Annotated in this window: 24 protein-coding genes and 1 pseudogene; 13 read left to right on the top strand and 12 right to left on the bottom strand. The window is 54.7% G+C overall.

What is annotated here, in order from left to right; genetic code table 11:
- A partial coding sequence (locus IFT67_RS20055; RefSeq protein ID WP_192239862.1) for a DsbA family protein occupies window positions 1–510 on the bottom strand: 510 nt, incomplete at its 3' end.
- A gap of 76 nt (window positions 511–586) precedes the next feature.
- Between IFT67_RS20055 and IFT67_RS20050 the strand changes: the two genes are divergently transcribed.
- Window positions 587–1,522 carry a LysR family transcriptional regulator gene (locus IFT67_RS20050; RefSeq protein ID WP_192239861.1) on the top strand — a complete coding sequence of 312 codons (936 nt, stop codon included), beginning with the start codon at window positions 587–589 and terminating at the stop codon, window positions 1,520–1,522.
- 486 nt (window positions 1,523–2,008) lie between these two features.
- On the opposite strand, the gene IFT67_RS20045 is transcribed toward IFT67_RS20050, so the two are convergent.
- The 4 genes from IFT67_RS20045 to IFT67_RS20030 form a co-directional block, all read right to left on the bottom strand.
- Window positions 2,009–2,950 carry a polysaccharide deacetylase family protein gene (locus IFT67_RS20045; protein ID WP_192239860.1) on the bottom strand — a complete coding sequence of 314 codons (942 nt, stop codon included), beginning with the start codon at window positions 2,948–2,950 and terminating at the stop codon, window positions 2,009–2,011.
- Between the two features lie 1,081 nt (window positions 2,951–4,031).
- Window positions 4,032–5,495 carry a S41 family peptidase gene (locus tag IFT67_RS20040; RefSeq protein ID WP_206757950.1) on the bottom strand — a complete coding sequence of 488 codons (1,464 nt, stop codon included), beginning with the start codon at window positions 5,493–5,495 and terminating at the stop codon, window positions 4,032–4,034.
- A gap of 388 nt (window positions 5,496–5,883) precedes the next feature.
- Complete coding sequence (locus IFT67_RS20035; RefSeq protein ID WP_192239858.1) at window positions 5,884–6,291, bottom strand: hypothetical protein; 408 nt, start codon at window positions 6,289–6,291, stop codon at window positions 5,884–5,886.
- 183 nt (window positions 6,292–6,474) lie between these two features.
- Window positions 6,475–6,852, bottom strand: coding sequence for a winged helix-turn-helix transcriptional regulator (locus IFT67_RS20030; RefSeq protein WP_197983183.1), 378 nt, complete (start codon window positions 6,850–6,852; stop codon window positions 6,475–6,477).
- A gap of 104 nt (window positions 6,853–6,956) precedes the next feature.
- Here IFT67_RS20030 and IFT67_RS20025 point away from each other — a divergent pair, with 104 nt between their 5' ends.
- The 8 genes from IFT67_RS20025 to IFT67_RS19990 all read left to right on the top strand — a co-directional run bounded on the left by IFT67_RS20025 (window position 6,957) and on the right by IFT67_RS19990 (window position 14,783).
- Window positions 6,957–7,673 carry an alpha/beta fold hydrolase gene (locus IFT67_RS20025; RefSeq protein ID WP_192239856.1) on the top strand — a complete coding sequence of 239 codons (717 nt, stop codon included), beginning with the start codon at window positions 6,957–6,959 and terminating at the stop codon, window positions 7,671–7,673.
- A gap of 25 nt (window positions 7,674–7,698) precedes the next feature.
- Entirely contained in the window at window positions 7,699–9,021 is a 1,323-nt protein-coding gene (locus tag IFT67_RS20020; RefSeq protein ID WP_192239855.1) for a nuclear transport factor 2 family protein, read from the top strand.
- A gap of 368 nt (window positions 9,022–9,389) precedes the next feature.
- Complete coding sequence (locus IFT67_RS20015) at window positions 9,390–9,974, top strand: recombinase family protein (RefSeq protein ID WP_192239854.1); 585 nt, start codon at window positions 9,390–9,392, stop codon at window positions 9,972–9,974.
- 96 nt (window positions 9,975–10,070) lie between these two features.
- Window positions 10,071–10,628, top strand: a complete 558-nt coding sequence (locus IFT67_RS20010; protein ID WP_192239853.1) for a recombinase family protein — start codon at window positions 10,071–10,073, stop codon at window positions 10,626–10,628.
- Between the two features lie 54 nt (window positions 10,629–10,682).
- Entirely contained in the window at window positions 10,683–11,633 is a 951-nt protein-coding gene (locus tag IFT67_RS20005) for a hypothetical protein (protein ID WP_192239852.1), read from the top strand.
- A gap of 397 nt (window positions 11,634–12,030) precedes the next feature.
- Complete coding sequence (locus IFT67_RS20000; protein ID WP_192239851.1) at window positions 12,031–13,017, top strand: hypothetical protein; 987 nt, start codon at window positions 12,031–12,033, stop codon at window positions 13,015–13,017.
- Window positions 13,018–13,282: 265 nt separating this feature from the next.
- A complete protein-coding gene (locus tag IFT67_RS19995) occupies window positions 13,283–14,041 on the top strand; it encodes a hypothetical protein (RefSeq protein WP_192239850.1) in 759 nt (252 codons plus the stop codon).
- Window positions 14,034–14,783, top strand: a complete 750-nt coding sequence (locus tag IFT67_RS19990) for an alpha-ketoglutarate-dependent dioxygenase AlkB family protein (RefSeq protein ID WP_192239849.1) — start codon at window positions 14,034–14,036, stop codon at window positions 14,781–14,783. The genes IFT67_RS19995 and IFT67_RS19990 overlap by 8 nt, the downstream gene beginning before the upstream one ends.
- A 62-nt stretch (window positions 14,784–14,845) precedes the next feature.
- Here the strand turns inward: IFT67_RS19990 and IFT67_RS19985 are convergent, their stop codons facing one another.
- The 4 genes from IFT67_RS19985 to IFT67_RS19970 form a co-directional block, all read right to left on the bottom strand.
- Window positions 14,846–15,712 (bottom strand): Kiwa anti-phage protein KwaB-like domain-containing protein, encoded by an 867-nt coding sequence (locus tag IFT67_RS19985; RefSeq protein ID WP_192239848.1) that lies wholly within the window; start codon window positions 15,710–15,712, stop codon window positions 14,846–14,848.
- The gene (locus tag IFT67_RS19980; protein ID WP_192239847.1) at window positions 15,712–16,233 is read right to left on the bottom strand and encodes a KwaA family protein; all 522 of its coding nucleotides are present in this window, start codon (window positions 16,231–16,233) and stop codon (window positions 15,712–15,714) included. Before IFT67_RS19980 ends, IFT67_RS19985 begins: the two co-directional genes overlap by 1 nt.
- Window positions 16,234–16,246: 13 nt before the next feature.
- Window positions 16,247–19,399 carry an Eco57I restriction-modification methylase domain-containing protein gene (locus IFT67_RS19975; RefSeq protein ID WP_192239846.1) on the bottom strand — a complete coding sequence of 1,051 codons (3,153 nt, stop codon included), beginning with the start codon at window positions 19,397–19,399 and terminating at the stop codon, window positions 16,247–16,249.
- 138 nt (window positions 19,400–19,537) lie between these two features.
- On the bottom strand, window positions 19,538–20,122 hold the full coding sequence (locus tag IFT67_RS19970) for a recombinase family protein (RefSeq protein ID WP_192239845.1): 585 nt from the start codon (window positions 20,120–20,122) through the stop codon (window positions 19,538–19,540).
- 83 nt (window positions 20,123–20,205) lie between these two features.
- Between IFT67_RS19970 and IFT67_RS19965 the strand changes: the two genes are divergently transcribed.
- The gene (locus IFT67_RS19965; RefSeq protein ID WP_192239844.1) at window positions 20,206–20,691 is read left to right on the top strand and encodes a DUF6998 domain-containing protein; all 486 of its coding nucleotides are present in this window, start codon (window positions 20,206–20,208) and stop codon (window positions 20,689–20,691) included.
- A gap of 96 nt (window positions 20,692–20,787) precedes the next feature.
- Here the strand turns inward: IFT67_RS19965 and IFT67_RS19960 are convergent, their stop codons facing one another.
- The 3 genes and pseudogenes from IFT67_RS19960 to IFT67_RS19955 all read right to left on the bottom strand — a co-directional run bounded on the left by IFT67_RS19960 (window position 20,788) and on the right by IFT67_RS19955 (window position 22,406).
- Window positions 20,788–21,384: a hypothetical protein gene (locus tag IFT67_RS19960; protein ID WP_244647646.1), complete on the bottom strand. Its 597-nt coding sequence runs from the start codon at window positions 21,382–21,384 to the stop codon at window positions 20,788–20,790.
- 12 nt (window positions 21,385–21,396) lie between these two features.
- Window positions 21,397–21,501 (bottom strand): annotated as a pseudogene (locus tag IFT67_RS21045) (nucleotidyltransferase domain-containing protein); the annotation flags it as partial.
- Window positions 21,498–22,406, bottom strand: coding sequence for a BrxR family helix-turn-helix transcriptional regulator (locus tag IFT67_RS19955; RefSeq protein WP_342450660.1), 909 nt, complete (start codon window positions 22,404–22,406; stop codon window positions 21,498–21,500). The pseudogene IFT67_RS21045 and the gene IFT67_RS19955, both read right to left, overlap by 4 nt.
- 60 nt (window positions 22,407–22,466) lie before the next feature.
- Here IFT67_RS19955 and IFT67_RS19950 point away from each other — a divergent pair, with 60 nt between their 5' ends.
- The 3 genes from IFT67_RS19950 to IFT67_RS21060 are packed head-to-tail and all read left to right on the top strand — an operon-like array spanning window position 22,467 to window position 24,445.
- Entirely contained in the window at window positions 22,467–22,736 is a 270-nt protein-coding gene (locus tag IFT67_RS19950) for a hypothetical protein (protein WP_244647645.1), read from the top strand.
- 18 nt (window positions 22,737–22,754) lie between these two features.
- A complete protein-coding gene (locus IFT67_RS19945) occupies window positions 22,755–23,999 on the top strand; it encodes a nucleotidyltransferase domain-containing protein (protein WP_192239841.1) in 1,245 nt (414 codons plus the stop codon).
- Window positions 23,999–24,445 carry a type II CBASS E2 protein gene (locus tag IFT67_RS21060; RefSeq protein ID WP_524539095.1) on the top strand — a complete coding sequence of 149 codons (447 nt, stop codon included), beginning with the start codon at window positions 23,999–24,001 and terminating at the stop codon, window positions 24,443–24,445. The genes IFT67_RS19945 and IFT67_RS21060 overlap by 1 nt, the downstream gene beginning before the upstream one ends.
- The last annotated feature ends 11 nt before the right edge of the window (window positions 24,446–24,456 follow it).

Raw genomic sequence — 24,456 nt, 5'->3', positions numbered from 1 at the left:
GACCGATCGTGCCCTCGCGAGCCGCTGTTCGTTCGCCGTGCGCAGGCCCGGGGCTGGATTGGCGAGTGTGACCGCTGCCGCATCAAGCCCGGCTTCGACTAGCAGGTCGATCAGCACGAAGACGTCGGCGATATCGCGTCCGTCGACGTAGCGTGCGCGTTGGATCACACGCAGCGCGTCCAGTTCACGGTGCGGCGCGGTTTGGGCGACCGCGGTTAGGGCGAGCGTCGCGGGACCGCTGTCGAGCGTCAGACTTGCTCCGCGCACGATCCGATCGTGGTATGGATCGCCAAACACCGCACCGGTCGACGCAGCGATCCGGCGATCGCTGGCGAGGATATGGTCGCGCATCTCGCTGCCGAGTGCCCGGACGCCATCGCCGGCGAACAGGCCAGTCGGCAAGGTCTCGACCGTGACGCCCGGATGTTCCGCCATCGCGGCGATGCCGGTCGAGGCGCCGTAGCACCAGCCGCAAAGCGGATCGAACAGATAGAGGAAGTGGGTGGTCATCGTCGGCGCCTCCTTGAAGACCAGTATATGCGCTGCTCGGATTGCGACGTGTAGGCCAGAGATCTAGACGGACCGTATGTCAGAAGCATACAATGTGCGTACCGGTGCCAATCGCGGCATCAACAATCTGAAGCGGCTCGCCTATTTCGCGGAGGTGGTCGAGACCGGATCGTTCACCGCCGCGGCCGAGCGATTGGGCATCACCAAGGCGGTGGTCAGCCAACAGGTTGCCAAGCTTGAACGCGCGTTCGAAACTACGCTGTTGATCCGCACGACGCGCAGCGTCCGCCCGACCGAGGAGGGTCGAGCCTTCTACGAACGGTGCGCGCGTGTCCTGGCCGAAGCGCAGGATGCGTTTGACGGACTGGCGACCGACGATCGTGCGCCGACCGGTATGCTGCGCCTGACCGCGCCGTTCGACTATGGGATCGCCGTTGTCGTGCCCGTCATCGCCGAGTTCCAACGGCGGCACCCGACCTGCACGGTCGACTTCCTGATCGGCGACGCGACGCTCGACCCCGTCGGCAGCGACATCGAGCTTGCGATCCGGGTCGGTTGGCTGGTCGACAGCGCGCTACGATCGCGGCGGATCGGCACCTTCGGACAAATACTGGTGGCGAGTCCTGCGGTGGCCGGCGCCATGGCGCCCAGCCCGAACGTCGCGGAACTGGCCCAAATGCCTTTCGTCGCGAACGGCAATCTGCGCGACCCGCTGGGGTGGACGTTCCGTGCCGACGATGAGAAACAACATCTGGTTCGGTTCGCGGCAACGCTCACGATCAGCGCCACGCTGGGCGTGCTGCAGGCGGTGCGGGAAGGGGCGGGGATCGCGGTGCTGCCCGACTTCGCGATCGCTGGCGATCTGGCACGCGGCCGGCTTGTCCGCGTCATGCCGACATGGCAGCTCGACAGCGGCGGCATCCATGCGGTGATGCCCGATACGCGGTTCCGGCCTGCGCGGGTGACCGCTTTCCTCGATATTCTAGCCGATCACGAACGCCGACGATCTTAGCGCGAGTTGGCAGCGTGGCGGGCTTTCAAAAGCCACCATCTTTCGGGAATGACTGAGTTGGGGAGGAAAGCGGACAGGCTGCTTTCGGGAAGGCGGGTGGCGATAGCAGACATTGGGCAGCTGCCGGCTTTCCCAAAAGGATCCATTGCGAGAAAAACAGGAACCTCGACAACTGCCGGTTGCGTCGTCACATAAGCTATCGCGAAACAGGAAAGAGGGAGCTGAAGATGCATAAGAATGGCCGAGAGCGGTATCTACCGGTCGCCATGTTTCCTGCGATCATGCCCGTTATCATGTTACCGGGGATGAAGTCTGATCTTTCGCCGTATCTATATTACGGAATCTGGGGCCTCTCGCTTGGCTTGGCAATCATGGGTGTTACCTGGATGGCAAACGGTGCGCCGAGCCAAACCGCGAAATACGCTCGGTCGTAGATCTTCATTCCCTTCCGTAGTTCGATCCTTGCGGGAAGGCGGAGAGACGCACTCACGATGTTTCACCGGCGTATGCGCTGACCCAGGCGGGCGGCTCCTGCTCTCGCCGCCCGTCAACTTTTATCAGACGTTCCCGCGCCCATCGATACGCCCACATAGGACCGAACTTCGTCGCAACCGTAGGCATGGCCGAATAGGCTGGATCGGTTTGCGCTTGGGCAAGGGAAACGAACCCGTAGCCGGCTGACCGGAACAGGCCGAGGAGCGGCTTGATCGTCGCGGCATTCAGTCGGTTGGCGTGCAGTAGCATAATCGCCGGCACATCGCGGCCGAGAACCTTGCGGCTCAGCTCGCCATAATAGGCAATCTGGACGCGGCTATGATCGAGATAAGCCCGCTCGATCCGCTGCATCATGGCCTTATTGCGCTCGGTGACGGCGCGTTCGTAGGCACTGTTAAACAGGTAATCGGACGTGTCGATCGTCGATGCGGCCAATTTGTAGCCGTGACTGGCGAGAAGCTTTTCGATTGCCATCCGCTTGGATTCGGTGTCGCCAACGTGGTTGTAGGGGAAGCGAAAGAACGAGATGGAACGGTCGCTCGATGCCGCCATTGGTCGGATGGTTGCTTCCCCCTTCATGACCTCCTTTTCGATCCCCGCAACGTCGAGGTCGTTGCTGTCGAAATGGCTGTAGCCGTGATTGCCGAGGGCCAGGAGGCCCTTGTTCCATTCGGTAAGCAGGCGAGGACCGGCAGGTCCAAGGGCCTGCACCTTGTCCTCGTTGACGAAGCCGGTTGCGGGAACGCGAGCGCGCCGCAGCGCGCTGACGATTTGGCGCTGTGCTGCGATAGCGGCGTCGGGGGAGGCGGTTGATCTATCGCTGGCATAGGGGAGATCATCAAAGGTGATCGCAACGACCCGACTGGCCTCTGGCGGCACAGGTCCTTCAGCGGACGCGCTAACCGTGCAAGCGGCGAAGCCGACAAGCGCCATCGGGACCATCAAGTGCCAGCGAAGGGAAGGAGTTGTGCGAGGGACGGTCATTGCCCCCACGCCTAGCCGATGGCGGTTGGGCATGAGAAGCTTTCTCGATTGACCACGAAAAGCGAGAAAGTGCGCGGCCTATCGGAAATCGTATCCGATGGGTCGAGTGAGAATGTCTGCGAGGGCGGATTTGGCAACAGTGGCAATTAGCGCCGCCCTAACTTAACATCCCGAATAGGAAGTTGGTTGGGAGAGATATTCCGCACGAGCAGGGTCACTTCCTGGCGAAAGGTCTTCAAGCAACCTCTCTTTTAGATGGCGCAGAGGCCGCGTGACGGGGTCGCGGGTCATGCTTACCATGACCCGGGCCACTCGAATGCCGGGACCAAGATTGTCCGGATCAGCGAATGGCAAAAGCCTTCCTGCCGTTGCGCTCGGTAGACGAATGAAGGTGGGCCACCCGGGTCCTGTGTTGTCATTATCGCGCAGCAATACGGCGGTCCCGCGTAATCGCTGCATGACGACAGCGCGTTGGGCGTTATCGCCAATGGGCTTCGCCAAAATGGCTTGAGGAGCATAGCGCGACCAATCCCAACTGTCCTCGCGCCATGGCAGAACATACACCGTTGAGCGTCGTGTGACCGCGATCGGGATCGCATCGCCTTGGACACATGTGCTGCCGCTACCCGGTCCAAACCTCATCCCCGGACCCGCAACGGTGTCACGGTTTTCATAAACGCCGGAGTAGCTTCGCAATCCATTCGAGGTGGCGAGAACGACCGTCAGACGCCACCGGTATGGCGGATACTGCTTCCAGCCATAGTAGTGGTATGTTTTCTCACCCAAGCGGAAGATGGGCCCTGCCGCAAGAACGACCGCAAGCAAGCCTACCAAGCTGAATACTGCCGTTCTCATTCGCACAACCATCACCCCCGTTTCCGTGATAGCCGAGGACGCTTAAGTTTTCCTCCATGTCAGTTTGTGACAGCGACCGACGACTTTGCTGTTCCCGAAAAGGATCGAATTTAAGCGGGTTTGAGTGGGCGCGATTGGCTAATCGGGGCAGCGAAGGCCGGACGCCGACGTCTATTCAGTCAACCTGCCGCTCCAACCAAGACTGGACGAACGTTATCGGGTCGTCGACCTGCTCGCTGATCGGTATGTCGGGTTGTATGCCGACGTTATCGATTGGTTCGTCCGGCAAGCGCATCGACCGGCTTGTGGCCCATCGAAGAATGAAGAGCTTGGACGGTGACGTAGCTTCCAAAACGTTCGAGTAATCGATAACTCCCGCTGTTGGACCGCCAAATGTCGTAACTTTTCGGCTTTGGCGAGCGTCGAGAACAAATTGATCACCGCTAGAGCCTGCGCCCGTGGCAATGATACCTACCCGTTTTGGGTTAGGCATGATGCGCGGGAAGGTCATAATCGAAAAGGGCTTGTCTCCGCCGCTTACCCAATCGCCCTTGGCATTGCGAATGCGAGTAACAATACGCCGAACCTGTGATATCGTATCTGGTGAGAAGCTTGGGTCTTTAAGCATCGCTTCGTACAGGTCCGCATTGCGGGCCGTCGCGCGAAACTCAACATCGATCGAATAAATCGGCCGCGTGTAAATCCATTCCATTAGCTTTGAATATGAACCATCACTGCCTCCGGAGTTATTTCGAGCATCGATGACAAGATTGGGAGTGTTTTCTAATAGAACGCGGTTATCGTCCAGTAGGTTTTCAATTTTTTCGCCATTATCGCCATAAAAGTTTGGCAGGCGCAAAATCGCGGTTTTGCTTGATAGCCGGCGCAAGAAGAAATCGGCTGATGGAACGATGTTGTCCAGCGGCACTGCGGGTGTGGGTTTCACCCGCACCCAGTCAACCGACATGGAAGCAAAGCGCAGGACGGAGTTCTTGCCGAGGAATTTCGCGATTGCCGTCTCGGCACTGTGATCGCGCATGTAATACGTGCCACTCCAACCATGCGCCGAAGGCGTCAGCACAAACTTCACCTGACCGGAGGACCATGCGGGAGATTTACTGCTGGTAATCACGCCGAGTGCGCGTTGCGGGTCAGCTGGATCGGACAGAATCACGGCTTGGTAAATACCATCGGTGCTGGCCCACGCTGTGCCGGCAAGAGGCTGCTTTGCACTAGTTTTGGCGGGTACTAGCCTGTTTATGGGCAAGAAGGGGCCTTGCGAAGCCAGAAGTTTATCGGCGTTTGGTGATGCCTGCCCCGGTAGCGAGGCCGATGAATAACTTGTATGACGATCATTGAACCAAGCAAGAACGTCGCCGATAATCTTGCCCTCTTTTTTCGGAGTTTGTTCAATTTCAGCCCGTTTACTGCGCACCAGCGCCTCGAACTCTACGGCCTTGGCCCCTGCCGTCTTGTCAGAAAAGCCAGCATAATCTTGCCGAACGACCTCAAGGACAAACTCAAAATCCTTGAGGGCGTCTTCTCTTGATTGAGCGAAGGCGACGCTTGGTAGCAGCGATATGGCAATACCGGCCAGCGACCCGATCGTGAACCGACGTGCAGTAGCTATCATGCTCATAATCTTTCCAAAGCTCGCTCGCTTCCACCTCCTGCCGTGCTGACCGGGCGTCTGCAATCAGGAACCGCGAGGATGCTCTTTCGACCATGCCTGCTGTGTGAAGGCGGTGATCCGGCGTTCTCAAAAACGAACGTCTGACGTGAACCTGGCTGCCTCGATCGTGCTGACGGACGCCTGCGGGTTTCGCTTTCCCAAAATCTGTTCCCAATTGCTCTTTCCCGAAATGGCCAGTCGGAGACGTAGAAACGGGAAAGATCGCGCTTAACGAATGGCCGTTATTGGGCGCCCGGATCGCAGCCTGAACGGCCGCAAATGGGCGTTCGTGACCGATCGGGCTTTCCCGCGAGGGATGGTGAATAGGGAACGTGGCGCTTAGCGTACCCGACCGTTAAGGGAACATTGACGCCTCCCCGAACGCCGTCATCGCTATTTTTCTCACATTTTGAGCCGAGAGAAGCCGACCGCGCTCCGAATAAAGCTTCGCCTCATCCAATATCTTGGCGGTACGAAGGCATTCAGACTTGCTTATGAATAGGATTGTGGTGATCTGATTTTTACCGAAGACGAAGTACCTACCGTGTGCGCTACTATCAGTCGCCGCCCTTGCGATATTATCGGTCTGACTTCTAAGTTCCTGGAACTGACGAATGCTTCTAGATCGCCATTGATTATCGACCAACGAAACAGCGCACGCGGCCTTTCCATGTAGCATCGAGCCAACGGTTATTTGCCGCGGAGTACCTTCGGTCATCGAAACGGGCAGCGCCAGCAGCCCGATCGTTAAAATCCACCCCATGCGGCGACTCCCAAGGCTTATGATCAAGCTTATATGCCCGTAAACCACGCTATCCGCTATTGGCCGCTCTCTGGCGATCCCGCCCTTCCCGAAAAGGAACGCCGATCGAGAAGACCGAAGCTTTCTCGAAAGGATGGTGATACGGGAACGCACCTGAGGTTGCGCTATCTGCGCAGTACCGCCTCACATGGTCGCTGTCTGTGCTTTGTCATAGCGGCGCTGCGCCTCTAGCACTTGGCCGACGTTCCCCTCGGCCCAATGAAGCAGCGCCTCCATCTTTTCGGCAAGCGTCGCGCCAAGCGGTGTAATGCTGTATTCGACCGTGACAGGGACGGTTGCGAACGCCTCGCGAATAACCAGACCGTCTCGCTCCAGGTTTTTCAGGGTCTGGGACAACACTTTCTGTGACAGCCCTTCGATCTCGCGCCGCAACTGATTGAAGCGCGTCGGCCGCTTGGAAAGAATGCCTAGCAGCAGCACCGTCCACTTGTCCGCCACGCGATCAAGGACGATCCGACTGGGACAGGCTGCGGCATAAGCATTTGGATCAGGATCGCTCATCGGTTTCCTATAGGTAATCAGGTGTCGCATGGGTGCCTTCTTTACACCTTACTCCCTTGGGTACACCTAGTGTCCAGCAGAAACCTACACAAGGGACCAACATCATGCCTGCCGTTCTTGTTCATGGTATTCCTGACACGCACCGCGTCTGGAATCGCGTCCTCTCGCATCTGAAGCGCAGCGATGTGATCGCCCTCGATCTTCCCGGCTTTGGCGTCCCGGTCCCGGATGATCTTGTCATCACGGCCGACAATTATGTCGATTGGATCATCGCGCAGATTGAGGCCATCGGCGAACCCGTTGATCTGGTCGGCCATGATTTCGGTTGCATCCTGACAGCGCGCGTCGCGTCGCTGCGGCCGGACCTTATCCGAAGCTGGGTCGGCATCAGTGGCCCGATCGATCCCGAATATGAACCGCATGCGTTCGCCAAAGCATGCATGACGCCGGGTGTCGGCGAAACGATGATGGCACAGGTTGCGGACGAAGATTGGGTTCCACAATTTGTTGCTGCCGGCGTTCCCGAGCAGGAGGCAGTCAGCACGGTCAGCTTCATGGACGACACCATGAAAGACGCGATCCTCAAACTCTATCGCACGCAATTTGACGTAACGAACCAGTGGTATGCGGAACTTGGCGGCGCAACGTCTCGAAGCATGATCGTGTGGGGTATCGAGGACGAATTCCTTCCCGATCGATTTGCTGACAGGCTGGGTGAGGCAACAGCTTCCGAAGCGGTTATCAAGTATCGGACTGGCCACTGGGTGCCGATCGTCAAGCCGGAGGAGCTGGTTCAGACGCTTGAGGCATTCTGGCGCTGACCCGTTTTAAAGGAGAGTGCTCCACATGATCCGTCTGCTTAACGGTATGAAGGGAGCAACAATCTGTCTGGCATTCGCAAACCTATTGGCCTGCGCTCCTAATTTGCCGGTCCACGCTATTTCTAAGGATAACGTCGTCGTGAATTATCAGAAGACACAGGTCGTCGACCTGCTGAATGCAATAGTGACCGGGGCTTCGGAGCCTGTCGCCATCATTAACCCAGACAAGTATATCCAACACAATCTTGGCGCTGCTGACGGTCTGGCTGGCTTCAAGGGGTTGCAGCAGATCGTGCCTAAAGGTGCGAACCTGAAGCCGGTGCGAGTACTCCAAGATGGCGACTACGTGTTTACACATACGGATTATAACGTATTCGCGCCGATGATCGGCTTCGACATCTTCCGCTTCGAGAACGGCAAGGTTGTCGAACATTGGGATAACCTTCAAGCTAAGGCTGACCTGAATCCCAGTGGCCGTAGCATGATCGACGGACCGACCGAGGCACAGGATCTCGACAAAACCGAAGCCAACAAGGCGCTGGCGCGAAGCTTTGTCGAAGACGTTCTGGTGAACGGTCAGTTAGACAAGCTCGCCAGCTACTGCAACGGCGACAACTACATTCAGCATCACCCGCAAATTGCCGATGGCGTCGCCAGCCTGACCGAAGCATTTAAAGGCATGGCGGCTGCTGGCATCACGTCCAAGTACGATCGTATCCATCTGGTACTTGGGGAGGGTAATTTCGTCTTGGTCGCCAGTGAAGGTCACTTCAACGGCAAGCCAACCGCCTTCTACGATCTTTTCCGGATCAAAGACGGGAAGGTTGCCGAGCATTGGGACGTTGTCGAGACAATCGCTGAGCCCAGCGAATGGAAGAACGCCAACGGCAAGTTTTTGCCCGAAACGGGCAACGTGGCTCACTCAAGGAAAATAGTTATGAACAACAGCTTTGAGGACGAATCTGAAGCACTAAAATCTACGGTGTTAGAGTATATGAGCGCATTCATGAGAGGAGATGTATCGGCCGTAATGGCGACTTACGCGGAAGACGGTGTATTGATGGCCCCCATTGGCCCGGCAATCGAGGGAAAGAAACAGCTTGCAGATGTTTATCCGGGAATGTTTGCTGCGATCGATTTCAATTTGGTCACCAAGGTAACAGAGGTGTTCCAGACGGGAGCCGATTGGGGTTTCGTTCGAACCGCGACAAAGGGAACCCAAACCACTAAGTCAAATGGTAGGGTAGAGCCGGCCAGCTATCTGGAATTGTTCGTTCTCCGTAAGTCCGAAACTGGTGCATGGAAGATTGCCCGATATAGCACCACGCAGATCGGCAACGGCGAGTAAACGTCAAACGCCAAAATTTTGGCTCACCCTGCGCTACAAGCAGGGTGAGCCAGAATGTCTAAGGCGTTCGTGGCGTTCCCGAAAAGGAACCCGGCCCGGGAACGGAGGACAACAGCGACAAGTGAGCTCCCCCCGTTGCAAGCCGCTTTCCCAAAAACCGTTCCCAAAACGATTTCTCAAAAAGGCGTCATTTCGACGGAGTTATGGGAATGACGAGGTACGCCCTTTTAGGTGACGCAAAACACATGATTGGCGACACCCCCGACCTGCGCTTTTGCTGAACCACACCCGCCTCTGCTCATAACAATCGACAAACCCTGTCGCTTTGATAAAGTGTACGAGAATATGTTTTCGGGGGTTTGTCGCACATGCTGGTCGGATATATGCGGGTGTCGTCGACCGACGATCGCCAGTCGGTCGATCTCCAGCGCGACGCGCTGGTCGCAGCTGGCGTCGATCATCGTCATCTTCATACCGACAAAGCGTCAGGCGTGCGCGACGATCGACCGGGGCTCAAAGCCTGCCTCGACTATCTGAACGCGGGCGACACGCTGATCGTGTGGAAGCTTGATCGGCTTGGCCGCTCGCTGCCGCACCTGCTGACGATCGTCACAGACTTGAAGGCGCGGGGCATCGCGTTCCGGTCGCTGACCGAACAGATGGATACGACGACGCCACACGGCGAGTTGCTGTTTTCGCTGTTCGGCGCGTTGGCACAATATGAGCGTGCGCTGACGCGTGAACGGGTGATGGCGGGACTGGCCGCGGCCAAACGACGGGGACGCCAGGGCGGCCGCCCGCCGATGATCGACGCGGAAACGCTCGAACGGATTACCGCCGCACTGGATGGCGGAGCCAGTAAGGCGTCTGTCTGTCGGACCTTCAAGGTCCCGCGCTCTACCCTGCTTGGCACGCTAGCGCGGATCGGTTGGGCCACACCAGCGAAGGCCTAAGTTTCGCGACAACGCCGAGGAGCATCGACTTGCCTCGTAGCAATGTGTCGCAAAAGTGGGTTGCTAAAGTCTGGATTTTCTGTACATATTTGCGACATGCTGATTGGCTATGCTCGCGTCTCAACCGATGATCAGGATCTGCGGCTGCAATGCGCTACGTTGAAGGAGGTCGGCTGTCGCCGCACCTTTGAAGAGAAGGTGTCTGGCGCAAAGCGCGATCGGCCGGAGCTCGCCCGGCTGCTTGATCAGATCCGCGGTGACGATATTGTGGTAGTCACCCGTCTCGATCGGCTGGCGCGGTCGACGAGGGATCTGCTCGATATCGCAGAAAAGCTGAAGGAGGCCGGGGCAGGGCTCCGATCGCTAGCTGAACCTTGGGCGGATACGACATCGCCTGCCGGTCGCATGGTGCTAACGGTATTCGCCGGCATTGCCGAGTTCGAGCGCGAGCTGATCCATCAGCGTACCAGCAGCGGTCGGGTAGCGGCGAAGGCGAGGGGAGTCCGCTTCGGGCGCCCGCCTAAGCTCACCCCAGATCAGATCACGCTTGGCGAACGTCTGGTGGGTGAGGGCACGTCGGTACGGGAAGCTGCCAAGCTGCTGAAGTGCCACCATGCGACGCTGTACCGCGCGCTCTCTGCGTCTATGGTATAGGGACAGACTGACAGTTTTTGTGGCGCTCCAGCGAAACATCTATCAGGTATATTTATGACTGCCATCAAGAATATCACTATTCAAGCGAGCACAACGTATCCAGTCATTTCGGCTTGGGAGTACGAGCACCTCAAACTTGAAAAGGTCGTTCTCAAACGAATGAAGCGCTGCACAATCTACGTCATCATGCAGCGGCCGCTCACCTACTTCAACAACGTCATTCCTGATGATAATGGCTTACGTTTCGATATAATTGATGGCACAGGACCGCCTCTAAACTGCTATCTTCCGTTTACAACAAATGGTTTTTGCGAGCCTACCGGAACGACCGACATAGAATTTGGCTTCCATAAAAAGACGCCTGATAAAGCTGCCCCGTTTAACGACGTAGCAGCCATAAAACTTCGGCGGGCTAATGGATCATTTATTGTTTGGTTTAGTCCACAAAAATTTATCTACGAGGTTCTTTGCGGGAACGTAACCGCTGAAATTGATGGCAATCCTCTCCAATTTAGCGACTATCATGTTCACTATATTGGCCAAGCTTTTGACCAGGAAATCTGGAAGCGCCTAACCAGCCACTCGAAATTTCAAAGTGTGCTAATTCGCGAGCGACCTATGGGAGATCCATCTACCCATGCGCCTATGGAAGTATCAATTGCGATGTTGAGCATTCTCGGCTTTGATGAGGTCTTGCTGATGGGATCATACGAGGCATTTCTTCCTACTGGAGTCGCTGCAATTGAGCATCCTCTCATCACATCAAAAGATAGTGATAGGTATAGTGAGACATGGCTGAAGCCTAATGCACCTGAACTGACAAATGAAGTGGAGGCTATGCTCATAAATCAATTTAAACCGAAGTATAATAGCATTAAGTTTAAGATATATCCAAATATTAAAAGTGGAACTAGGTCAAAGGGTTATACTGCCGCTAATCTTGTAATAGAGAAGTTGCCTATAATACTTAGCACTCCCGATCATCGTATCGAGCCAGCACTATAAGGCATTGCCCATTCACCGGCCTTCTCTACTGGCGATGAAAATATTCATTAGTTGGCCTTAGCCTTGTCGCTTACGGTCGAGCGGGCATTATGTGCCGCCTAATGGCGGCACCACACGTACCTAGCAGCTTGCCAGCTACCTGCTGTCCCGGCTCTCGCCGCTGGGCTGGGACCGCATCAATCTCACCGGCGATTACATCTGGTCTGATCGCCTCGATCTCGACACCAACGGCTTAATGCCCCTGCTCGTCAAACCGCTACCGTGAATCTGTGTCCGAATAACGCACAGAGGCCATATCGCACCGTGGCCCTCGCCCCGGCAAAGCGGCGCGCCAGACGCTTCCAGACGCTTGCAAACGGCCCTGACGGTACGACAACGTAATTGGAGATAGAGGTTGATGTTCAAGCTGAAGACAGAGGAGCAGCTACTTGAGGAAATCCGTGCGGTCGTGGCCGAACGGACTCCGATGGCCCTCGCTCAAACACGCGGAACGCTCCAAATGCTCGGTCTACGAACGCGGGCAGAGGGAGTTAGCGAGGATAACGGCGTCAGCTGGGCACTACGTGCTCAGATCGGCTCGCTGGAAAAGCTAATCGGCTTGCTTCCGGAGGGAAGAAATCCGTCGTCCGTCGAGTTGCTAGCGAGCGCCCGAAACCTCTTTGAGAACCTCGTCTGGCTCAAATTATTTCTCATCGATCCCGGTTGGGGCGATTTTTTCTACGGTCAACTACTCAAAAATCAGAAGGAAGACCTCGCCGGGATGGTTACAAAGCTTCAGGCTGAAGCAGACCTATTCGACAGCTTAGATAATGAATATAATAATATTTTTGCGGATACCTTCGACAGTTTAAATAATAGATATCTTAAAGGTGATCAAACAGCAACAGAGATGACGCAGCTTCTAAATGAACACCGGGAAAAAATCGACAGAAAAGCGCGCCGCCACTTCGCTCTCTATGCAGCGGCGGCCGTTTTCAATGGATACGGCTACCAGCGCCACCTGCTTATTGAAAAACAGATACCGCACTGGCGGAGCCAACTCGCCTTGATCGACGATCGCATCAATGACTTCAGCACGCGGATGGCTGATCCCGCAAAGGTGAACCGATACTTGGGGCAGTGGCAGTGGCGCAGCGAAGCGCTACGGGTCGGGATGGTGGCGCAGTACGACTTTCTCTACCGGCTGACGAGCAGGCTGCTCCACGCAACACCCATGAACATCATAACAGAAAAGGAGCTAATAGAAGGAGAGCGCATTACGCTCCTTGAATACATCGCTATTTCAGTTCCGGACGCAATCGACGCAATCGACGCATTCCAATTCCCAGGCCGGATCGACGCCATCCATCTAGAATGGCCAGGTGACGACGCTGGAGAAAACTGATGCCTTACCGCAGTGCAAAGCACTCAAAGTGAAATACGCTGTGAGCTTGAGACACCACTAAAGGCGTGCAGCGAATACTGCACGCGCTCTCGACCGGGACGTAACACCTGTCCCAAACAAACCTCTAAACGATTAAATGACTAAGCAAAGACCACCAGGCGTTTTTAGGTTGAGAATGGATGTAATTCTCAAACTGGTGTCCGGCTAGATAACCGGGTTATTGCTTGTGGTCGTCATACTAAAATATCGCAAAAGGGGAGTGAATATGGCAGATACAGCGATCGACTTGATTGGGGGCGTTGCGACGCAGGAGATTAACTTTCAATGGTTTAGGTCGGCGTTGAGAGCCGACAATGGCTTGAGAGGCAGCTTAGACTACGGCCATGCCGTGATCGATACGACTGCGAAGCTGGACCAGTATCTGCACTCCTATGGTCCAATGATTGAGAGCCAATGGGAACACATAGCTCCATGCCTAGCCGGGATCGCCCCGCCGACTTTCTGGATTGACTATGGGTGTGGGCAAGGCCTGGCTGGCCTTCTCGTAAACGATCTCACGCAAGGGGCTTTGCTCGCCCTGGTTCGCGACATTTTGCTAATCGAGCCGTCGGCCATGGCGCTGGCTCGTGCGGCGGCGATTTATGGGCGAATGGCCCCGGCGGCGACGGTGACCAGCCTTTGCGAGCGCTTTGACGATCTCAGTGAGGGCGACCTTCCGAACCCACATGCAGGGAGCACTCTGCATCTATTTTCGAACTCCCTGGACGTGCCCGGCTTTGATCCACTGGCACTTCTGACTAAGACTTTACGCCCCGGACATCATACAATTCTCTCAGTGAGCCATGACCGCGATTTCAACGGCGGAACCCCAAGGATCGAAGGCGTCAAAGCGGCATTTGAAAATCCTGGCATGGCACACCAGTTAAACATCCATCGATCGATGCTCGAACGGTTTACGTGCGACAACCCCAGCCAGTCCAAGGGCGTCGTCTGGTTATGTGAGTTGGAAGTTAACGATGGCTGACCTGTTTACATCATCAATTCCGGAACCACCATTCGCCCTGCCGAAAGATAGCGGGTTCGAGGTTTCGTGGAACGAAACCTCGAACGGCTTTGATATAAAGGTTCCAGGTGGCGAGATTTTCTATGCAGAGCACTTCTTTACCAAGGCATGGAGCGACCGTATGGTCGCCTACCTGCAAGAGAACGCGGAAGAAGACTGGCGAACTATAGACTGGCGTAACGTATCGGCGGACGAGCTGGAGCGTATTGCTTTTACAAACATACGTTGGAAGCAGGACAGCCTGAAGCTTTATGGAAAGTCTATTCCTCTACCGCGACTTACAGCTTGGTATGGCGACCCAGGCGCCGCCTATACTTATTCCGGTATAAATTCCGATCCTAACCCTTGGAACGATGGCTTGCTCCATATCAAGCGTCGCATCGAGGAAGTGATTGAAAGCCGATTTAATTGTGTACTGCTCAATTGGTATCGCGATGGCCGAGACAGCCTAAGTTGGCACGCCGACGACGAAAAAGAGCTTGGCAAGGACCCTGTCATTGCATCTGCCAATTTTGGGGCGACCCGTGACTTTCAGCTGCGGCACAACACCAATAATGATCACAAGATTACAATACCTCTTAAGCACGGAACCTTGCTAGTCATGAGTGGCGAACTCCAGCGGCACTGGAAGCATGCGGTTCCAAAACGCACAGGGGTAGACAAGTCACGCTTCAATCTAACATTTCGTAAGATCGATGCGTAGACTTTAAAGCTAATTATAGATCACGATTGTATTTTCTCTTAAGATAATCTCGGTCAATGATTTCAGACGATCCGCCTTTTGGAGTTTGTGACGTACCTTGATGAGCTAAGCGCCGCTTGATAGATTCCGTCATCTAGAAAACGGAATAGTGTCTTTATTGATTTTCGGTCTGACGGTACTAGTAGTTTACCATCTTTGACTGCAACATTAATCCCTAGGCTCGCTGCTTTTTCTGCTATTACAACAACCTGATGTGTGTTTAAAACATTTGCCTTCGTAATTGCATGGACGAGTTTACGAATTCCTTGGTCTGCTGCTACCTTGAAAGCTGCAGTATCGGCGACTTCTAGACTAGCATGCTGACAAAAGGCATCTACCTCTTGGTCGGTAGCTTCCTTATATAGTTGTTGTAGGTCAAATACGGTACGCGTCCGCTGAAAGCTTTTGAATTTGAGCTTTCCACCTTCCATGATTGCAACAATGTTATTGTCGAGAGTAAAGCCCGGCTCGGTCAACTCCTTGAAAGAGTTGCCTGACAGGAACAACGTGGTTCTTCGGGAAAGAAGTTGCTGCGCCGAAAAAGCTTGGATCAGGATGCGATGCTCCTGCCCAACCGGTTCGATTACAAAGAGCCCACGGATACCCTCCGCCATGAAGTTTTGAGCGTCGATCTCGGGTAGGCTGATTGGGTTTGCCGTGATCGTAGCGACGATAACGGCCGCCTCTGCTGGAGCGTCGATCACCAAAAGTTCGTCGTCGTCAGGTTTCCAATCGCCTGAGAAATCGACCTCCTCGGCAATGCCGTTTAAAAACGAATTGGCCTGTGTATGAAAGATGGTCCCAACCTTCGCTTGCACCGGTTGGGCGAGCGCGACCCGCTTCACCTGCAACCCCGTTGCTGTGCGGCACAGAGCGAATAGATTGACCATCAAGCATCCTCCAAGTCTATTAGAATATACTCTGTAAGCTGCCCGACAGTGACGGCATTGGCGGCAGTTCGAAGCTGCTTCTTCGTTATCAGCACATAGGTCACGCCTTCGTTGGACTGGACCTTGTAGAAGTGCCACTTTAACAAGCCCAAGAGCGGGTTAAAGTGATAGTTATATCCGGTTGCCGTTATCATCGCGAAAATGATGAGGGTCGGAATCCATAGCTGCCAGTTAAGAGTGTTGAACTGTGACGTGAACAGCGGGAGAAGATACAGCAGCAGGAAGCCCATATTTTCGCGATCTGCAGCTTCGATCTCCTTCGCCTGGAACCGCGATCCTTCGAGGTTTTTCCGTGCGTAACCAAGCAGCAGTAGGCAAATGGCAACGGCCGCAAAGCTAACCGCAAGAATGATTATCGCCGGCTTCACCTGATCCTGCATGTAGGCGACCCAGGCATAGGTCAGCCCTACGGGCGCGATCGCCGAGCTGGTAAGCAGGATACGCGCGAATGCGTTCAACATGGGCGGCTCAGAATCATGCTGTTAGGACTATCTCGGCCAGCTTATCCAACGCCAGCAGCTGCTTGGCTCGCGCGTCCGCCGTCTTCGCCGCATGAGCTTTCAAAGATGCCTTCGATAAGGCAACATGATCTGAATCCTTTGGATCAAACCTCGGAATACTCAGGTGCTTGAATATGTTGCTAACTTGAATTTGGATTGTATGACTCTCTACATACTCCTTTACCAAAGTCGAGTTTAGTGTTCCACAGACGAAGTGCGCCTCAGCTTCGTTCTGAAACTCAGCGAAATACACCTTGTGGTCTGGGACATACGGACGCGACCCGATCAACGGAACATCCGACTCTGTGAAAACCGCGGCCTCAAACGATGTCGAAAGCTCCGCCCAAACAACTTTGTGTGGACAGAACGTATAACTTCCTGAGTTATAAACTGAGTAGTATGGTGCCTTAGGCTGTCGAAGACGGTACGTTGAACGGCGTTCGAGAAGCGCTCGGAAATGGTTTAGATACTTCTTCGTTTGTGGAAGTTTTGCCATCACGGCTTCCGCCGCTGCATAATCTGCTTTTAGAATTCCTTTGTTCGGGACTACGACAAATAACTCGTTCTTTACGTGGACATGACACGCGGAAAAGTCGGCCGCACCCTTGAGCAACGGAAACAATAGATCGGGCTCGATCCAGAATTTTCGGGCTGGGCCGATATCGGTTTTGCCAGCTTCCGGCCGGGTTTCGACCTGAACGAGACCGTTGACGGAATTAACTGCTATAATGCGCACCATATAGACGCCATTGAGATCAGCCGTAATACCCTTACGGCCAGCAGCCCAGTTGCTCTGACCCTGTAGTTTCTCCATGTCTTTGAAACGGCCTGGCGGGAGAATCGCCCACGGTGAATTTCCTCCGCTAACTGGAGTTGCCTCCCAAGCCTTCTGGCTCACACGGGCCAACACTGCTGCCTTGGTGAGGTTCTCCGGCAGAGATCCCCCTTGGCCAATTGCCTTTTCCCATACTGTATAGGGTACAGGATACTTTGTAGTCTGCTTATTTCCGACCTTCCGAAGTCGAACAATAGCTGTCTTGTTTGCTACCTTTGGGAAAGGCTTTAGAAGCTTCAGATCATCAACAGATTCTGGGATCAAATTGGCTTTCGAGTCGATTCTAAAGCTACGGAAACCTTGTGATGACGGCGACTGGAAATGCGTCTGTGTTATTACAAACACCAGCGCTCCGCCTTGCTTCAGCCATTTGTCACCTACGGTATAGGTGATCATTCCCGATATATCGAGCTCATTACCGCCATGGTATGGCGTCTCAGAGAAGATCGTGTAGCGCTCGCACGTTGGTTTGATCCGGTCGCGATATCTCTCAGGTAGATTTGACCAACGAACCCATGGGGGATTGCCAACGACAACATCGAACTGACCTGCGACCGCTGACCAGAAGAAATTGCGAACGATCCGGAACCAGATCCCGTTCCAGGCTTTCCGATGAAGCTCAAGTACTTGCTCGTAGGTCGTACTCAGTGCGTCGCGCCAAGCCTTCCCCTCGGCCTTTGTCATCAATGCGGAAGCTATCAAAAGCTTCTCGACATCAGGGTACTCTTTTTCGTCATGCACTGCTTCGGCCATAATGACAAAAGCTGCGTCTAATCTAATCCGATCGAACGCCAAAGCAGCAGGTAAAACGATGTTAAGGTCAGCCTGCGCGCTGCCAATGCCATACTCAACAAAATCCTGACCTTTAACGGGCGACTGAGCTGGCGAGTATACCGCGTCAGCGAGTAGAACTGGCAACTCCACCTCCGCCCCGGTGCTGGCCACCAGGTCGGCGATGGCAATCAGAAAATTAACGCGGGCTGATTGGACAGCGAGCGGATTCAGGTCGAAACCCCACACCTCATGCAAAATTGCGGTGAGAGTTTTTGCGTCCGACCATTTCGCTGCTCTGGCCAGCGCACGCTTCCGACGGATAACTTCTAGAAGGAACGACCCCGAACCGCAGGTAGGATCAAGCGCACGCACCTTGCTCCAATCCTGCACCTGAGCCCGATCACATGCGACATCGACCAACCAATCTGGGGTATAGAACTCGCCCAGCGCCTTGCGCAGAACCTCTGGCACAAGGGCCTGATAAAACGACTTCAGCACATCGCGCGAGCGCGCAGCGCTTAGGTCGTCCATTCGATAGAGCGAGAGTTGCGTCAGCAGCGGCCTAATGGCTGCGCATAAAGCCGCACGGTCTTTCCCTGGTGGCGCGGCGTCAGTGTACCAAGAGAAGATTGCCTCTTCAACAAACCCCTTAATGCGCGCCGCTTCAAAAAATGCGCCCCGCTCGACCTCGACATCTAAAAGCTCAAGAAGCTTATCATCGTCATGGCTAAGTAGATGTTCACAGAAATCAGGGTATGCGGTGAGATCAAATTGAGCAATTATCTCCGCAGCAAGTAGTTTCATGACGATGGCATTGTAGCTATGAATAGCAAACAACGCTGCGGATACCATATCATTCGAGGCGATTTTAGGCGAAAACGGCACATGCTTCCGGATTTCGGCAGCTTGGGCCTTGGATAGGTCGGCGACTTGACCGAACAAGGTCCGCCATTCTTCGAAAAGAAGCTTTACCTTGTTGTTCCCTGGCGAGGTTAGCTTTTTTTCTAACAGTCCAACGAGATTGGACATCATCGCGTGCCCAATTTCGGCTTGATGGCCAAAATCCTCAACAAGGTTTTCAGCGGTGACCGCCCGCCTTTTTGAATCCCTACAAGCTTGAGCGACAAGCTCGACGGAAGCCTGATTGAAAGGTAAGAGATTGCGGTGGACGATCTTGCCACCCTTCATAAATGCGAAGCATATATGCACCCCGTCGATAGCGATGCCTATGTAATCTTCTTCGGGAATTCCTTCGAGCTTTGAACGAGCCTTTATATACTTGAATAGTCTGTCGTATATGGCTTCTTTAAATGAAGCGCTTTTTATGCTTCCCTTGAATAGCCCACGATCTTTGAACTCTATAATCACCTGATTATAAGATGCATCATTACGGCCGCGTTCTGCATGAAAGGTCATGCCGAGTGCATTCTCGATGTGCTTTAGCCAGCCCTTTCGGACTTCCTCTTCATTCGCCCAATTGTGGCTATCTTTTTTAAGTTTAGTAAAGAGGTCGGTCATATTGATACCTGTTGTCGATGCTGTTGCATGACTATTTTTGCTGTTGATTTATAAACTCGAAACATGCCCATCATACTTGTGAAAGAGCCCAACTCGGCCTGTACCTCGGTGGGAGGGAAAAGGGAGCGCAGCACCTGCTCACACCGACCGCCGTGCTGGCATGGAGGCCCGAACGCCGACCCGTGCCAATGTCGCGCGAAGGGTCTTCGGCGTGACCCCGTAGGCTCGGGCTACCACAGGAACGGGTTCGTCGGCGGCCAGCCTAGCCTGAGCTTCGCCGACCTGCTGACCGTTCATCTTCTGAGGTCGACCAAGATGACGGCCGGCCGAACGTGCTGCGGCAATGCCTTGGCGTTGACGCTCACGAAGCCGTCGGCGCTCATGCGCGGCGAGGCTGGCAAGAATGTCTGCTATTAGCCTGCCGTCGTTCGTAGCGATGTCGAGCGAGGGAAGGGCGAGGATGCGCAGCTGTACGTCGCGCTTGATAAGCTCGTCCATCAATAGCAGAGCTTCGCCTGTGCTGCGTCCGAGCCGATCCAACTCCGCGACAATCAGTTCATCGCCGGCCTGCAATCGCTCCAGCAACGCATTGAGGCGACGGCGTGCTTTCACTCCGCTTTCCACCTCTTCAACTACCTGATCGCAGCCGGCGAGGGCCAAGGCGGATTGCTGCCGTGCAAGGCTCTGTTCGTCGGTCGAAACCCGGGCATATCCGTACCGCATTTCTACCCTGACCTTTCTTCCTTTCTAACTCTCTAATTTAGCTTGTGGCTGATCGCATAGAAGAAAGGTAGACCTTTTTACCGATGATAGAGAACGCTCAAGCCCGACGTGTCCGCGAAATCCTCGCAGCTGTGAAACCGCTAGCGGCCGAGTATTACCAGCTCACAGGCAAGCCGCTGGGCGTCACCGGTGAGGTCGCCGAATATGTTGCGGCGGAGTTGCTGTGCCTTGAACTCGCCCCGCCCCGCACCAAAGGATACGATGCCGTTCGGCAGACGCCGGCTGGCCCCGTGCGCGTACAGATCAAGGGGCGGGCCTATGGGGAAAAGGCAAACCGGAGCCAACGCCTCGGCACAATCAAGCGGGACGCCGACTGTGACACAGTGCTGCTCGTGCTGCTGGATAATCTGACCCTCGAACCGCGCGAAATCTGGGAAGCACCTTACAGCGACGTCGAGAATCGGCTTGCTGTTCCAGGATCAAAGTCACGGGAAAGAGGCGCGCTCGGCGTACCGGAGTTCAAGAAGCTTGCCGAGCGCGTCTGGCCGGCGTCTGGCACTGGGTTCTAATACCTGCAAACCCGCGGAAACACTGGTGCAGGGCGCCGGTGTCATAACCGTCCGGTTGTGACACCCAGGTATCATGTGGTGCTCGGCAGCAGCCGCTCAGCGATAATGAGCCTCGTCTTCGTCCCCAAACGCCCTCAAGCCACGATCAATCGTCTGCACACCTACCTTATTGCCCGTCCTTAAAAAGAGAGCACGATAATCTTCGATCGTGGCTCCATCGCTTAGGGGCGGCTTCCCGCCCTCCTGTGCCATATAGCGGCTGAATTGCTGCCGCATGGCCGCATCAATACGATACCGATGGCGTTCCGCGATAAGCTCGGCAGCAATCGGAGGCGCTGCCGCTGCTAGTATAGACGGCGCGAACTCAGGCGTACCGCGCTCAGCGCTTTGCGCTATCAGTACAGTACGAATGCACCAGATTATGCGACGTACGAGCAGACGGGGGCTGAGTTCATCGCCGTGATGATCAAGAAACCAGCCAAAATCGCGCGCTTGCGCGATCTCAAGGGCATAGCTCGCCCGCAATCTAAAATGTGATCGAAGATCTTCCAGCCGGTTTTGTGGATCGAAGACTGGCCTAGCTTCCTGTACGATATGGCAAACGAATAGATCGCCTCGGCGTGCGTCCGAAACGAGTTTCTTCCATGGGTAGAAGAACATGGACAAGCTGCCAATTGACTTGTGCTTTGTCATATCGGGTGGACCAATAAGAAGTATGTCTGTATCTGATCCTCTACCATTATCCCCGCGCGCGCGGCTTCCAAATAATAATATTGCGGATACACTTGAATGTAATTGATCAATTATCAACGTGAAATGCGCCCTATGGCGTCTATCGACATTTTACGGGCTGTAGCACGCGTACTAACGACCTCTTCTCTATTAATAAGAATAAGTTGCTGCTTCTCGGGGGGCAGTATGCCCGATGCTACGTCAAGATTATGCTCGGTCATTATATAGAAACTCTGGCTTAGCCGCTTTGTTACTATCAATCTACCTTCGCTCATCCCATATTCTTCTTCAAGGGCCGCCTGCTGACTCAAAGATAGAAGCGGGTTAGGCGCTAATATAAGATCGATTTGGTGCTCCCACTCAAAATCAAGCGAGGCATCAATTTTTGCCGGACTGATGTCGCCTACATGATTAATACGGAACAGGTTATAATCGCGAAAGTCGGAGTGATCTTTTGACCAGCTCCTAACATACCACCTGTTTACTGCGTAAAATAACGAATGAGGAGCAATGATACGGCTTGGCTCCGGCGATCCGCTTATAGATTTATACTGCACCTCTATCTGACCATGTCTGTTGATTGCATCAAGAATGCTTAGCAGTATTTTCGCGTCTGTCCTCTTACGCAGTAATGATACATTTTCGATAGGAGGCTTACTATCGAACCATGTATCCTCCTGCCGCATCCATCGATTCTCAATTGCTACCAACTGAAGCAAATAGCGTTCAGCTGAAGCATGCATAAGTTTCGGCTCATACGTAGCGGTACGTAAATAGGCCTTTAGAGTCTGGTCATATACGAGATTATCGGGCGCACGAGCGGTATACTGTGCGATATCGGATGAGGCTTGCTGAGCCGAAATACCGAACGTCTCCGCTAGGTCGCGGCGATTAAATCGACCATCCCAGAATAACCGAAAGTCGATGAATTCCAGGCGTCGTTGCACGCCCCAGCGGACCGTTTCACCTGACTCTGCCTGCACCTTACGCCTCCAACAATAGGTCTCGAAAAAAATATCGCATCGCATTTCTTGACGGGTGCGATGCTCGACACCACATCTAATGGACGTGTTGGCCATACGGATCAACGGCGAAGGCGCAAACAGAAGAAAAGGGCGGATAAGATGGCGAAAAATACAGGAGATGGTTTCCGACGCGGTGCGGTAACGGCGCGCACGCAGTTTCAGCGATCTGATGGTCTTTGGCAAAAACGTGACGAGCGTACCGGACATCTGATGAGCGCGAAGAACGACGGCACGCCGTTCAAGGGCGTCGCTCGTGAGCCTGATGGGCGCGACACTCCCAATGCCTAAAAACGCCAGGAGGCTTATATGAACGCGCCATTCCAGTTGCAGGGCCGCAATCCCTTTGATGACCCGCTCGACCGCATCCTCACGGAAATAGCACTAAGTGCCCAGCTTCCTCCGTCGCTTCATCGGCAAGCTGGCGGCCGTTACGCAGCGGTCAGGAAACACCTTGAGGGGGATCAGGCCTTTGAGGGCCAGATCGAGCACTTCTACCCGCAAGGTTCAATGGCGATCGACGCCACTATTTCGAACCGCGGCACCGATGACGAGTATGACCTCGACATCATCTCGCAGCTTGGTGGTCGCTTCCGTACCATGACGCCACTTGCGATTCTCCTCGAACTCGAACGTGCGCTTGCCGATTACCCTGTTCAGAAGGTTCTCCGGCAAACCCGGTGCGTCACGCTTTTTTACGCGGATCGCATGCACCTTGATGTAACGCCGTCGCTGCGCTCTTACGGAATGCTGGAGCGCGAAGGGTTGATCACTCACGCCAAAGGTCCCCGCAGTTCAACCGACGACCGCTTCGTCGATATGAATGCTTACGGCTTTGCCTGCTGGTATCGCGATCGCACACCGCTTGAGCTCCGGACGGCCAAAGCAGTTCACGAGCACTGGCTGCGCTTGGATAAAAGCGTGATCCGCGCCGACGCCGAAGTCGACGAGGTGCCCGACCAGTGCGATTTCATTGTGAAAAATACCGCGACGCTGGCGCTCCAGCTGCTCAAACGCTTTCGTAACATTCGCTATGCAACGTATGATGGTCGCATTCCGCCCTCGGTGATGCTCTCGTATTTTGCCGGAGTTGCTGCACAGCCTGACATGACCTTATCGGACACGCTGATCCGGCAGGCGAAATGGATCGTCGGCGAGATCGAGCGCGCGAGCCTCTACGGTCGCAAGCTGCATGTAGCCAACCCGGTTTGCCCCGATGATGTCTTCACCGATCGTTGGCCTGAGAGCATTGCGCAACAGGACGAATTTGCCGGCTATTTGAAGGATTTGGTCAGCGGATTAGAGTCAGTTAAACGTGGTGATCTTTTCGCGGATCGTTTGATAGAATGGCTGCGGGGTGACTTCGGCGACGGCGTGGTCACGAAGGCAGCAGACCGGATGGCGAACTCCATTGGCACCGGCGTTCAGGCGGCTGAGCAACGCTATACTCGCAAGGGCAGCCTGCTTCTGCCCACGGCGGGCACCGTTGCAGCGGTAGCGAGCCCCGCGATTGCCAAGGCCCAACCACACAGCTTTTACGGCATCCCAATCTGATGATGGGTGGCGTGCTAACGATTGAGGATCAGCGCGATCACATGAGGGCGGCCTGGCCAATGTTTGCCGTGCGCTCGCTTAATCGCGCGGCTCAATCGGCGCGCTGGATCGGTGAAGTTCGACCGCAGTTCGCGCGATTTACATTAGAAATACGGTATTGTGTGGGCGCGTTCCCGGAAGTTCGAGTTCTGCAACCCGCACTCGTGCGTCTTCCGGAAAACGTTGAGGGTCAACTTCCGCACGTCTACCCACCAGCGGACGACCCTACGCTCTGCCTCTTCGATCCTGCTCTCAATCAATGGAGCGCAAAGATGCCTCTCGCGGAAACGACGGCACCATGGGCGTTCGATTGGATTGCCTGCTATGAGATGTGGCTAGTGACCGGCCGTTGGACCGGCGGTGGACGACATGGCAGCGCCTTTCCCGCCTTGGATCCTGCCCGTTGACCTATGTTCCA

Source organism: Sphingomonas sp. CFBP 13728 (assembly GCF_014841895.1).
In the GTDB taxonomy this organism is placed as follows: domain Bacteria; phylum Pseudomonadota; class Alphaproteobacteria; order Sphingomonadales; family Sphingomonadaceae; genus Sphingomonas.
Note: the sequence above shows the minus strand (reverse complement) of the source record. Positions and strands in the feature narration are given on the sequence as shown.

What these genes read in the sequence shown, in the direction of transcription:
- IFT67_RS20050 (WP_192239861.1), top strand. Translation starts at nt 587, where the DNA reads ATGTCAGAAGCATACAATGTGCGTACCGGTGCCAATCGCGGCATCAAC.
- IFT67_RS20045 (WP_192239860.1), bottom strand. Translation starts at nt 2,950, where the DNA reads ATGGCGCTTGTCGGCTTCGCCGCTTGCACGGTTAGCGCGTCCGCTGAA.
- IFT67_RS20040 (WP_206757950.1), bottom strand. Translation starts at nt 5,495, where the DNA reads ATGAGCATGATAGCTACTGCACGTCGGTTCACGATCGGGTCGCTGGCC.
- IFT67_RS20035 (WP_192239858.1), bottom strand. Translation starts at nt 6,291, where the DNA reads ATGGGGTGGATTTTAACGATCGGGCTGCTGGCGCTGCCCGTTTCGATG.
- IFT67_RS20030 (WP_197983183.1), bottom strand. Translation starts at nt 6,852, where the DNA reads ATGAGCGATCCTGATCCAAATGCTTATGCCGCAGCCTGTCCCAGTCGG.
- IFT67_RS20025 (WP_192239856.1), top strand. Translation starts at nt 6,957, where the DNA reads ATGCCTGCCGTTCTTGTTCATGGTATTCCTGACACGCACCGCGTCTGG.
- IFT67_RS20020 (WP_192239855.1), top strand. Translation starts at nt 7,699, where the DNA reads ATGATCCGTCTGCTTAACGGTATGAAGGGAGCAACAATCTGTCTGGCA.
- IFT67_RS20015 (WP_192239854.1), top strand. Translation starts at nt 9,390, where the DNA reads ATGCTGGTCGGATATATGCGGGTGTCGTCGACCGACGATCGCCAGTCG.
- IFT67_RS20010 (WP_192239853.1), top strand. Translation starts at nt 10,071, where the DNA reads ATGCTGATTGGCTATGCTCGCGTCTCAACCGATGATCAGGATCTGCGG.
- IFT67_RS20005 (WP_192239852.1), top strand. Translation starts at nt 10,683, where the DNA reads ATGACTGCCATCAAGAATATCACTATTCAAGCGAGCACAACGTATCCA.
- IFT67_RS20000 (WP_192239851.1), top strand. Translation starts at nt 12,031, where the DNA reads ATGTTCAAGCTGAAGACAGAGGAGCAGCTACTTGAGGAAATCCGTGCG.
- IFT67_RS19995 (WP_192239850.1), top strand. Translation starts at nt 13,283, where the DNA reads ATGGCAGATACAGCGATCGACTTGATTGGGGGCGTTGCGACGCAGGAG.
- IFT67_RS19990 (WP_192239849.1), top strand. Translation starts at nt 14,034, where the DNA reads ATGGCTGACCTGTTTACATCATCAATTCCGGAACCACCATTCGCCCTG.
- IFT67_RS19985 (WP_192239848.1), bottom strand. Translation starts at nt 15,712, where the DNA reads ATGGTCAATCTATTCGCTCTGTGCCGCACAGCAACGGGGTTGCAGGTG.
- IFT67_RS19980 (WP_192239847.1), bottom strand. Translation starts at nt 16,233, where the DNA reads ATGTTGAACGCATTCGCGCGTATCCTGCTTACCAGCTCGGCGATCGCG.
- IFT67_RS19975 (WP_192239846.1), bottom strand. Translation starts at nt 19,399, where the DNA reads ATGACCGACCTCTTTACTAAACTTAAAAAAGATAGCCACAATTGGGCG.
- IFT67_RS19970 (WP_192239845.1), bottom strand. Translation starts at nt 20,122, where the DNA reads ATGCGGTACGGATATGCCCGGGTTTCGACCGACGAACAGAGCCTTGCA.
- IFT67_RS19965 (WP_192239844.1), top strand. Translation starts at nt 20,206, where the DNA reads ATGATAGAGAACGCTCAAGCCCGACGTGTCCGCGAAATCCTCGCAGCT.
- IFT67_RS19960 (WP_244647646.1), bottom strand. Translation starts at nt 21,384, where the DNA reads ATGACAAAGCACAAGTCAATTGGCAGCTTGTCCATGTTCTTCTACCCA.
- IFT67_RS19950 (WP_244647645.1), top strand. Translation starts at nt 22,467, where the DNA reads ATGCTCGACACCACATCTAATGGACGTGTTGGCCATACGGATCAACGG.
- IFT67_RS19945 (WP_192239841.1), top strand. Translation starts at nt 22,755, where the DNA reads ATGAACGCGCCATTCCAGTTGCAGGGCCGCAATCCCTTTGATGACCCG.
- IFT67_RS21060 (WP_524539095.1), top strand. Translation starts at nt 23,999, where the DNA reads ATGATGGGTGGCGTGCTAACGATTGAGGATCAGCGCGATCACATGAGG.